This window comes from Bradyrhizobium sp. UFLA01-814, from assembly GCF_046718885.1.
In the GTDB taxonomy this organism is placed as follows: Bacteria; Pseudomonadota; Alphaproteobacteria; order Rhizobiales; family Xanthobacteraceae; genus Bradyrhizobium; species Bradyrhizobium elkanii.
Genome location: NZ_JAQOSR010000235.1, coordinates 1 through 10433, shown reverse-complemented (window position 1 = coordinate 10433; position 10433 = coordinate 1). Strand labels below are relative to the sequence as shown.

The 10433-nt window shown below is 61.6% G+C and carries 9 protein-coding genes and 3 pseudogenes; 8 read left to right on the top strand and 4 right to left on the bottom strand.

What is annotated here, in order from left to right:
* Nucleotides 1-1298: 1298 nt before the first annotated feature.
* Nucleotides 1299-1556 (bottom strand): hypothetical protein, encoded by a 258-nt coding sequence (locus tag PMN64_RS39445; RefSeq protein WP_411784660.1) that lies wholly within the window; start codon nucleotides 1554-1556, stop codon nucleotides 1299-1301.
* Here PMN64_RS39445 and PMN64_RS39440 point away from each other — a divergent pair.
* The 3 genes and pseudogenes from PMN64_RS39440 (at nucleotide 1555) to PMN64_RS39430 (ending at nucleotide 4599) form a co-directional block, all read left to right on the top strand.
* Nucleotides 1555-2586, top strand: coding sequence for an ATP-grasp domain-containing protein (locus PMN64_RS39440; protein WP_411784659.1), 1032 nt, complete (start codon nucleotides 1555-1557; stop codon nucleotides 2584-2586). The genes PMN64_RS39445 and PMN64_RS39440 overlap by 2 nt on opposite strands.
* A 506-nt stretch (nucleotides 2587-3092) precedes the next feature.
* Nucleotides 3093-3402, top strand: a pseudogene (locus PMN64_RS39435) (IS66 family transposase); the annotation flags it as partial.
* Nucleotides 3403-4002: 600 nt separating this feature from the next.
* Nucleotides 4003-4599 (top strand): group II intron maturase-specific domain-containing protein, encoded by a 597-nt coding sequence (locus tag PMN64_RS39430; protein WP_411784662.1) that lies wholly within the window; start codon nucleotides 4003-4005, stop codon nucleotides 4597-4599.
* Here the strand turns inward: PMN64_RS39430 and tnpC are convergent.
* The 3 genes and pseudogenes from tnpC to tnpA form a co-directional block, all read right to left on the bottom strand.
* Nucleotides 4571-5791: pseudogene (gene tnpC / locus PMN64_RS39425) on the bottom strand (IS66 family transposase); the annotation flags it as partial. The gene PMN64_RS39430 and the pseudogene tnpC overlap by 29 nt on opposite strands.
* Nucleotides 5792-5976: 185 nt before the next feature.
* On the bottom strand, nucleotides 5977-6210 hold the full coding sequence (tnpB, locus tag PMN64_RS39420; RefSeq protein WP_411784658.1) for an IS66 family insertion sequence element accessory protein TnpB: 234 nt from the start codon (nucleotides 6208-6210) through the stop codon (nucleotides 5977-5979).
* Nucleotides 6207-6632: an IS66-like element accessory protein TnpA gene (gene tnpA / locus PMN64_RS39415; protein WP_411784657.1), complete on the bottom strand. Its 426-nt coding sequence runs from the start codon at nucleotides 6630-6632 to the stop codon at nucleotides 6207-6209. Before tnpA ends, tnpB begins: the two co-directional genes overlap by 4 nt.
* A gap of 58 nt (nucleotides 6633-6690) precedes the next feature.
* On the opposite strand from tnpA, the pseudogene PMN64_RS39410 reads away from it, so the two are divergent.
* The 5 genes and pseudogenes from PMN64_RS39410 to PMN64_RS39390 form a co-directional block, all read left to right on the top strand.
* Nucleotides 6691-7232: pseudogene (locus tag PMN64_RS39410) on the top strand (IS66 family transposase); the annotation flags it as partial.
* Nucleotides 7229-7486 carry a hypothetical protein gene (locus PMN64_RS39405; protein ID WP_411784656.1) on the top strand — a complete coding sequence of 86 codons (258 nt, stop codon included), beginning with the start codon at nucleotides 7229-7231 and terminating at the stop codon, nucleotides 7484-7486. The pseudogene PMN64_RS39410 and the gene PMN64_RS39405, both read left to right, overlap by 4 nt.
* A gap of 397 nt (nucleotides 7487-7883) precedes the next feature.
* Nucleotides 7884-9395, top strand: a complete 1512-nt coding sequence (gene istA, locus PMN64_RS39400; protein WP_411784661.1) for an IS21 family transposase — start codon at nucleotides 7884-7886, stop codon at nucleotides 9393-9395.
* The gene (gene istB, locus PMN64_RS39395) at nucleotides 9392-10234 is read left to right on the top strand and encodes an IS21-like element helper ATPase IstB (protein ID WP_411784655.1); all 843 of its coding nucleotides are present in this window, start codon (nucleotides 9392-9394) and stop codon (nucleotides 10232-10234) included. Before istA ends, istB begins: the two co-directional genes overlap by 4 nt.
* Nucleotides 10231-10433, top strand: a 203-nt coding sequence (locus tag PMN64_RS39390; RefSeq protein WP_411784654.1) for a hypothetical protein, incomplete at its 3' end; no start/stop codon positions are given. The genes istB and PMN64_RS39390, both read left to right, overlap by 4 nt.

Here is a 10433-nt window from a genome sequence, read left to right as displayed (position 1 = left end):
CAGAAGATGACTCTTCTAACGGTGCTCTCAAGACTCCGCACAAAAAATCCAAAGGGCCTCGGCGCCACGCTTACGATTGGGCGAAGGAGCCTCTCGGCTGATTTTCTCCATCGGAACTGCTTTGGGTTGGCATTGTGATGTTCGATGCAGGACGTGAACTCGGTGCCTCGGACCGCCGCCGCTCCTCTTTCACACCGTGACAAGAGCAAAGAGGCGTTCGAGCTGATTGAGCCAGAACTGGTTGGCGTCAGAAGCACATGCCAGAGCCGCCTCTTCGCGAGCTAGTTGCGGATTGGCGGCGTCTTGTGGGGCGCGTAATTGTCCATCACGAGATGAACATCATGACTGCGAAGCGCCGCCTGAGCGGTCGCATCGGCAGCATGGCTGGCTCCAGTCCAGCGCCTTGAACTACGACTTTCGACACACATCACGATGGCGCTCAGGCCGAGCCATATAGAGGGCCGACGACATCGGGTCCTTGGCGAAGCAGTTGGGCCGGTTGAGAGCTTAAGTCTCCAAGTATCGGGATCAATACCGAGGCGGGCCGCCACAACCTTGCTAAGCTCGCCTTCGGAACAGGCCAAGATGATCGAGCGCGTCGATAGTAATCGCCATATGCAATATCATAGTCGGAGCAGATGTTCGTGTTTGAACACGTGAGGCGCCCGCCGATATTTGACCATTCGGTTCATCGTCTTCTGCAGTGTTTGGTTCAGAGGCTATTAGCAACGCGACACACTGAGACGGCGGCCTCAGACCGTGTCCATGAATTCATGAGGTTGATCTAAGGGCTCGCGTATTACCGAGGAGCGAGTTTGTCCACTTGTTCTCATCGTCCGATCTTCTGTGTTCAGCAATGTCGGGATGAAGACGTCTATGTTCAGAGCCCGACTATTGAGGTACGGGTGGTCCGCCGGCGCGGGGCGAAACACATGGTTTTCCCATCTTGCCGAACGTCCTCAGTTGGCACGCGGATTGCCTGAGACCCGGTGAAGAATATTACGATCATGATGGTCTCGCGGTCTCCGGCCGAGGGGTTCAAATGAAGCTTGCTCGAGCGATTCAAGTCAATGCGGTAGACGCTGCACCGTTGAGTACGGTCCCGTCAGTTGAAGCTTCGCGTTTGGCGTGGGTGCCGTGCTCAGTACGCAGCAGCGGCTTTTGTTCCCGTTTGCGTTTGGGGGCCGACAGCGAAGCCTGTCACATTCAGATGAGGCCTAAGCTGCGTGGCGAGCTGGACAAGTCAGCGGGGCACTCGCGCTGGGCGCCGTTGGTCGCACGCTGTCAGGTGGTACGCTTCACCTTCTGGGTGGAGGATGGTGAGCCGAGGCAAGTTGGAGTTCTTCCTTCGCTTCCCCGAACTGCCGCTGATGCAGGCCGGATTCATGCTGCTTATGAACAAGTAACTCGGTTTCCACATATTGGAGGGAGCAAATCCGCTCGCTATCCAGCCGGCCCGCCATCGGCAGACGCTCAGGATCAGACGAGCTTTTCTCCTCGACACCGAATCCGCGTAGATGAATTGACAGTGGGTAAACATCCAGGGAGTAGCTCATGCGGGTAGCCGTCGTGTGGAACGAGGCGGCCGAGATCAATCCGTCCGGACACCCTAGTCTGGGGTACTACCGGGCGGGGGTCGAAAGCGTGGTAGCAGCACTGCAAGAGAGCGGCCACGAGACGCTGCTGTGCGAGGGCGATAAAGAACTGCTCGCTACGCTCGAGCGGTTCATGCCACCCGATCCGCAAGCCCGCCCCTCCGGGATCGTCTTCAACATGGCGTACGGAAGTCAGGGCGAGTGGCGTTGCAGCCTAGTTCCGACGATGCTTGAGATGGCCGGCATTCCATATACCGGACCGGGTCCGCTCGGTGCTGCGCTGGAGGTCGACAAGGTCATCACCAAGAAGCTTATTCGCGATGGGGGCGTGTCGACGCCGAACTTTCGCGTGATGCGTCGTGGCACTGAGGGCACAGGCGGCCTGCGATTTCCGGTGGTAGTGAAGCCGCGTTACGAGTCCACCAGCTTGGGATTGCAACTCGTACACGAGTCAACCGGGTTGAGGCAGGCCGTCGAAATGATCGTCACGCAGTATGCGCAGGATGCACTCGTGGAAGAATACATCGACGGGCGGGAAATCTGCGTGGCCCTGCTAGGAAACGAAGAGATCGAGGTGCTGCCTCCAGTTGAGCACGACTTCGGCGACCGCGAAACACGCTTTATCACTTTAGAAGACAAGAAGCATATGGGGGCCGCGGAGCCGCAGAAGATTTGCCCGGCGCAAATGGGAAGCGAGCTTGCGACGATGCTGCGGGACCTTTCGGTTGCGACCTTCCGTGCCTGCCTTGGCCGCGACTACGCCCGCGTCGACTTCCGGATCGACAGCTCCGGCCGGCCCTTTGTTCTGGAGATCAACTTCTGCCCTTCACTCAACAATACGCACTCTTACGTCCGGGCTGCGACGACCGGCGGATACAGCTTCTCGAACTTGGTCAATCGCATCCTCGATCTCGCCCACAAGCGGTACGTCGGAATCGGTATCCCCAAGGCCGAACACCCATTGAATCGTGGCCTGACTTTTCCGCCGTAGGAGGCCGTTGGGCCGTCATCAGGGCAGCGGTATTGGATCCGGTCGCGGAGCTCGCCCAACTGTCATCACTGCAATGGCATCACGTTTGCCTTGATCGTCTCAAAATACGTACCAGAGCGGACGTATCGGCGTCCGTGCAGACGACGTGATCACGCCCGAAATCGCTCTCAAGATGGGCAAAGCGAGGGGCATCGAATGCCGTCGCAGCCAAGACGTCACGAGGGACGTCGTAGGCAAAGCCACGCGGCACACTTCGCTCTTCAATTCGCGTTCGTCGAGAGACGCCGAGGATGCTCCAGCTTCCCAAGCGAATTTGGGTGAGAGGACCGCTCGAGATATGCCGCGGCAGATGAAGGTCGTCGCACGTTGGCTGCTCGATCATCCGACGGAGGTCGCATGGCTGCCCATGAAGGAGCGAGCGCGCCGAGCCGACGTACCTCCCGACGCTAACACGGCCTGCTCAGCGCCTCGGCTTCGTTGGTTTTGATAGATTGAACGAAGTTCGCACGCGCAAACGCCCCGAGCGCCAAACCTTCCCCGAGCATCTCCCACGCGAGCGAGGGCACAATCGATCCGCCGGGCGGCAACCGTCTGCGCAAGCTTGGTGAAGATGTGACGAGGACACCGGAATTGGTAACAATTGGTAACGCGCTAGTGGAAGGTGGTCGAGACGATGCGGGGCAAGTTCTCTTGCCGTGACTGTTAGAGGATCAGCCAGGCAGCGGCACCTTCCATGCCGTCGCACGGGGATGGGCCGGCCTGAGTCTGTTGGCCACGATCGTGATCGAGAAGTTCGGCCAACATCGTGTCCGGAACACACCAACGGCGATGGAGGTGTGAAGCTATGTGAGAAATGAGGAAAGCCCTCGGGACCGGCGATCAGGAGTCGGTTCCAAACCACCGCGAGCTGTTGTCGTAAGAGCGATGGTGGTGAGCGTCGCGGAAAAGGCGGGACGTGATCCTGTCAGGTGACGTCCAGAGAGACGAGCGAAAGCGGACCGCCGATGAGAGGTCGAAACCGTATCGATGATGTCAGAACCAGGAGCCGTGTTGATCCTGGGAGAAGTCTGGGCGGAGTCCTGGAGTGGGCCAGACGGCAACCGGCTGATAGGCGGCGTGACTCTGGATCAGGTTCTTGGATGGAACGGGAGAACCTGTCGTTCCGATGCCAAGGGAGAAGATTGAGCGGGCGACCCCGGTGAGATCGCGAGTACCAATGCAGAGCACAGGGCAGAACGGCTCTTAGTAGGGACGAAGGCGCTGTAATGGCGTTGGACTCGAGGGCTGGCGTTCCGTCTTGGCGGGCAGCCATTTTCGTACGGTACGCCGGCGACATCATCTGCCCCAGCCGACGCGAGCGCGAGGGCTCTGGCATTGCGTCAGGCCCTGGAACGGCTCTTCGCCGAATGTCGACTGGTGCTCCATCCAGAACAGACCAAAGTGGTCTACTGTAAGGACACCAATCGTAAGGGCGAGTTCGCGATCCTGCAGTTCGACTTTCTCGGCTACGCGTTCCGGCCGCGGTTGGCGAAATGGCAGGGTGGGTTGTACGGGGTGTCCTATCTACCGGCAGCTAGTCCCACGGCTCTGAAGCCAATCCGAGAGTGTCCACTGCAAACCCAAAGCTACAAGTCGCTGCACGACCTAGCGCGGACGTTCAACCCTTACATCCGCGGCTGGATCGACCACTACAGTCACTTCTACAAATCGGCGCTGTATTCCACTTTATGCCGGATCGACGCCCTTCTCCTCCGACGGCACGACGCAAGTTCAAACGCCTGCGGCAGCGGCCAAAGGCCGCTCGGGGCTGATCTGTTTGCTTATTGGCCACTCTGTATAAGGGAGGCCGAACACTGGGAGCCGTATGAGTCGAGATGCTCACCTAAGGTTCTTGGGAGCGCGCGGGGGGAGATTCCTCCGCGCGACTCGCTAGCCCTTGAACCTCCAAGCCGAGCGCTACGCCCTAGGTGTTTAGTCCCGGCTGAAGGCGCTCCTCGGCGCTCTTGCCGTTGATCGAGCGTTCAATCTCGAACAGCGCATCGATCCGCCGCACGACCTCAATTGCGATCGGAGCGAGCGGGATTTCCTTGTTGCCCGCAGCCTTGCGCCGCGCATTCTCTTCGATGTCGGCCATGGCGAAGAACGGGCGCCTTCCATGCGACCAGCAGGCAGCCTCCCGGATCGGTCCGGGCTGGCGCCCCGCCAGATAGAGCTGGTTGTACCCGTCATAGGCGTCGGCCTGCAGGATGCCGGCATACCGGGCCAGATGCACCTGGGGATGCTCGCCCTTGCGGTCGCGTGAGTAGTAGAACATTGCCGCCGGTGGGTCCGCGCCCCCAAACGGCCGGTCGTCCCGGACGTAGATCCAGAACCGGCCCGTATCGGTCTTGCCCTTGGCCAGCACCGGCACGGTCGTATCATCGGCATGAAGGCGCTCGGCCGCCATCACATGGGCCTCAAGGCGACGCAGCAACCGATCTAGCGAGGCACAGACCGCCCCAACGGCATCCGCCATGGTCGACAGTGCGATCGGCACGCCTTCCAGTGCGTAGCGCTCGGCCTGGCGGTTGAGCGGCTGGTGCTGACCGAACTTCTCGAACATGATCATGGCCAGGAGGCTCGGGCCAGCCCATCCCCGAGCGATGGCATGGAACGGCGCCGGCGCCTGGCTGATCTTCTCGCAGTCGCGGCAGGAGAACTTCTCCCGGACCGTCTCGATCACCTTCCACTGGCGCGGCACCACTTCCAGCGTCCGCGTCACGTCCTCGCCGAGCTTGCGCAGACGGTTGCTGCCGCAGCATTCACAAGCTGTCGGCGGGTCAATAACCAATCGTTCGCGTGGCAGATGCTCGGGGAAGGTCTGGCGCTCAGCGCGCTTGCGGGTAAATCCCCGCACCGTCGTCGTCCTGGCGACGGCCTGTTCCGCCGCCAGTTCGTCCTCAGTGGCGTCAGCTTCCAGCTCTTCGAGTGCCAGTGCCAACTGCTCGATCAGCCGCGCCGAACGCTCCGACCGTTGGCCATAGATCTGATGCTTCAGCTTGGCGATCTGCAGCTTCTGCTGTGCAATCAGCGCCTCGTCTTCCGACGCTTTCGCGCGGGCGACCGCGAGTTCAGCCGCAATCTCCAAGCCCTTGGCGCGCTCGACTGCCAGCGCCTTCTTCAGGGCGGCAACGTCATCCGGAACAGCGTCGCGGTCGGCATCCATGCGACACAGTGAATCACAGATTGGATGCGTTGGGACTCCCCAAAAATGGCGGCAACCGCAGATTTCTTCGCTCAGCCTGCGCTCTGCGGTCGCCAGCTCAATTGCGGATTCCGCCAGTCGATGCCCTCGAGCATATAGGCCATCTGCGCCGCTGAGATCGATACCGCGCCGGCCGACGCCGCCGGCTAGATGAACCTCCCGCGGTCAAGGCGCTTGGCGTAGAGCGACATGCCCAGCCCATCGTGCCAGAGAATCTTGACTAGATCGCCGCGGCGGCCCCGGAAGATGTAGAGATCGCCGGCATGAGGATCGCGCTTCAAGCTCTCCTGAACCGTGAGAGCCAGGCTTTGCATGCCGCGACGCATGTCGGTGTGGCCAGTGGCGATCCAGACCCTGACGCCGCTCGGGATCGGGATCATCGTCGTCTCAAAAGTTCAAGAACCCGCTGCAGCGCCTCGGTGTCGACGTCCCGGTCAACGCGCACGCGACAGCCGCCGCCAAACTCGATCTCGATCATTCCAGTCCTTGCGCGCTGCGCAGGGGGTGAAGACGCAGTTTGCGGCGTGCTGATCGATGCCCGTGCCGGCGCAGGTGTGATCTCGACGGGAACAAGAGCCGGCACGACATCCCCGCTCAGCCGGCCATTGCGCGCCAAACGGCGCCATGTGAACAATTGGCTCGTAGACAACCCGTTGCGCCGCGCCGTCACCGACACCAATCGTGGCCCGCCATAACTCTCGGCGACGATCCGCTGCTTTTCTTCCAATGTCCAACGGCGTCTAGCGCCCGTCGAGACCACTTCCAATCGGGAGACTTTCGAAATAGACGTATGGTCAGTCATACGCCTATGTCTCCATCCGTCATCATACCGCGCAAGGCGGTCCTCGCCGGAGCGATACATCGAAGAGACTGCGCGGCGTAAAGCACCGGCAAATGGAAATCGCCCTCTCTCCGATCGCCGTCGAGGCGGTGCGCCGGATCGATGCGCTGTTCGAGATCGAGCGTTCCATTAATGGCAAGAGCGCCGAGGAGCGCCTTCTGCCCATAGGCGCCGAATCGGCCCTTAGTCGAGGACCTTCAGATTCACATGCGAGAACAGCTCGCCAGGTCCCGTGGACATGTCCTCGCCAAGGCGTTCAACTACATCCTGAAGCTCTGGACGAGCTTCACCCTCTTCCTTGAGGACGGACGTGTGTACATCTCGAACAATGCCACCGAACGGGGCTAAGGGGCATCGCTCTTGGCCGGAAATGCTGGCTCTTCTGTGGATCCGATCGCGGATGACGGCGTGCTGCAGCCATGTACAGTCTGATCGTTCGGCCAAAATGAACGGCGTTGATCTGCGGGCTGGGCTGGCCGACGTCTTCGCCCACATCGGCTGGACGAACCGCTGCCCTGGAATTGGACGCCGTTATCAGCGATCTCTGCTCGAGCGGCATGACCGTCAACAAGGTTTATCACGTCACCACCATCCCCCAGGTCGCGAAGGACGTCGGTGAGGACGAAGATCGGCTGCGCGACATCGCTAGAAATGGAGACCGAGTTCATCTGGGTCTATGCATCGAAGAAGATGGCGTTCAAGCGAACTTCGGCATCGAAAACCTGATCGAGCTCATCAAGCTCTACAAAGAAAACCGACGCTGCTCAGGCGCTAACCACTCGACCATGCAGCTTACGCCGAATGGATACGGCTAAGGTCAGGAGCGTACCGGCAGGGTCGTGTCCCCGGTGATGGTGTAGCTCGGTAGAGCAAAGCCGTCCGCACGCGCGCCCTCCCATGGCGCCGTAGCGGGCGGGCGGCTTTGCGGTGGTCACCGGCAGTTCGCCGGTAGGGTCGGGTTGCTGACACCAACCTGATTCGAGGAACCACTGCGGCGCGGCGACCAAGGTGAGACCTCAGCGACAAACAGGATGAGACTGCGCCGATGGGGACGGACCGAAGGGAGGGCGTAGCCCGACCGGAGGACCGTCCCCATCGGCGTCGCGCTTTTCGGACCCGTCTGGCGGCCGGGTGCGGCTGGTGCAAGCTGTTGATTCGTCTCGACAAGAGGGAATCGACGCCTTGCCTGGCCTTCACATCACCGACCACCAGATGAGGCTGTACATGAACTACCGACTGACTTTGTCCCCTGAGGCCGCCGCGGCCAAGGCGGGGTTCTCGAAAGCGAGTGCGTATCGGATCGAGGACGATTTGCGCCTGCCATCGCAGAAGAAAGCGCCGAGGGGCCGGCGACGGTCCGATCCGCTCGTGGCCTATTGGGACGCCGAGATCGTTCCGATCCTGAAGGCTGCGCCCGGCATCCGCGTGATCGGTGTGCTGGACGAGCTGCGCCGACGGCATCCCGACCTCAACCCCAACATCCGACGCACGCTGGAGCGGCGCATCAATGCCTGGCGGGCGCTCAACGGCCCTGAACAGGACGTGATCTTCCGCCAGGAGCACGAGCCCGGCCGTCTGGGCCTGTCCGACTTTACGGATACAAGTGCGCTCGGCATTGCCATTGCTGGTGAGACGCTCGATCACCGGCTCTATCACTTCCGGCTGGCGTTCTCCGGCTTCGAGCATGCCCATGTAGTGCTCGGCGGCGAAAGCTTTGTCGCCCTGGCCGAGGGCTTGCAGAACGCCCTGTGGGCGCTTGGCGGCGTGCCACGGGAGCATCGCAGCGACAGCCTGTCGGCAGCATTCCGCAATCTGGCGGCCGACACGCGGGAGGATCTGACACAGCGCTACGCCGCATTGATGGGTCACTACGGCATGGCACCAACGCGCAACAATGCAGGCATCGCACACGAGAATGGCTCGATCGAGAGTGCGCACGGTCACCTCAAGCGAGCGCTGGAGGATGCGCTGTTGCTGCGGGGCACGCGCGACTTCGCCAGTCTCGATGCCTACCGGGCTTTTGTCGACGAGATTGTCGGCCGGCGCAACGCCAACCTTGCCAAGCGGATCGCGCTCGAGAAGGAAGCACTGGCGCAACTGCCGAAAGGTCGCACGACCGACTTCGAGGAGAAGGTGATCCCGGTGACGTCGTCGGGCGGCTTCATTTTGAGACGCGTGTTCTACACCGTTCCTTCAAGACTGATTGGCCATCGCCTGCGTGTGCGCATCTTCGACGACCGGCTCGAATGCTTCCTCGGCGTCACGCCGGTCGGGACGCTGCGGCGCGGGCGGCCTGTGTCGGAGAACCACGGCGGGCATGTCGTTGATTATCGGCACGTCATCCATGCCCTGCGGCGCAAGCCGATGGCGCTCGTCAATCTCGTCAATCTCGTCTATCGCGATCAGCTCTTCCCGCGCGCGGCTTACAAGCGCCTCTTCGAGACCTTGCGGCAGCATGGCGACGACCGGCGCGCCTGCAAGGTGACGGTCGAGCTTCTGGCTCTGGCCCATGAGCGAGCCTGCGAAGCCGAGCTCGCCGAGGCGATCGCGACCGCTCTCGATGCCGGACGGTTACCCGATCTTGCGGCATTGCGCGATCGCTTCCGACCCGAGGCGGCCTCGATCCCGAGTGTCGCCGTCAAGCTGGCGTCGCTCGACGTCTACGATGAGCTGGCCTCCGTCAGCATCGTGTCGGCCCACTCGAACCTGGGAGGAGCAGCATGACCAGCGGAGCTACCTCCATCGATGCCGCCCGCGTCGAGCTGCTGCTCAATGAGTTGCGCCTGCCCGGCGTCAAGGCGATCTGGCCGAAGCTCGCCGCACAGTCGGACAAGGAAGGCTGGCCCGCCGCCCGCTTCCTCGCGGCCCTTGCCGAGCATGAGGCCGCTGATCGTACCCGCCGTCGTATCGAGCGGCATATGGTGGAAGCGCGTTTGCCCGCCGGCAAGACGCTCGCCACCTTCGACTTCGAGAGCGTGCCGATGCTGTCAAAGGCACAGGCGATGGCCCTCGCTGCCGGCGACGTCTGGTTGAAGACCGGCGCCAATCTGCTGCTGTTCGGTCCACCCGGCGGGGGCAAGACCCATCTCGGCGCAGCGATCGGCCTGGCTCTCGTCGAGGACGGTTGGCGCGTTCTCTTCGCACGCACCACCGATCTCGTGCAGCGGCTGCAGGTAGCGCGGCGCGAGCTGGCGCTGGAGTCCGCCATCGCCAAACTTGACCGCTACGACCTCCTGATCCTCGACGACATCACATATGTGAGCAAGGATCAGGCGGAAACCAGCGTACTGTTCGAGCTGATCTCCGCCCGCTATGAGCGACGCTCGCTGCTGATCACGGCCAATCAGCCGTTCGGAGAGTGGGGGCGTATCTTCCCCGATCAGGCAATGACGCTGGCGGCGATCGATCGCCTGGTGCACCACGCCACGATCCTCGAGATGAACGTCGAGAGCTACCGTCGAAAAGTTGCCCTCGATCGCAAGCGCGGTCCAGGCCGGCCGCCCGTTCACGCCACTCCAAACGAAGTCGACAAAGCGGTGATTGACGCTGGCACCGCAGCTTGATTGTCGCGCAGCGTCAATCAAACCTTGCCAAACCAGCGGCCAGCGTCAATTATCTCCTGACTCGGCCGCCTCGTCTCATCTTGATTGACGCGCCGCTCTCATCCTGTCTGTCGCGCCATAATCCACCGATGACCGATGAGATGATGAACCTCCGCACGCTCGTGGAGAAGACCCCTGATGCCGATCTGCTGCGCGAGAT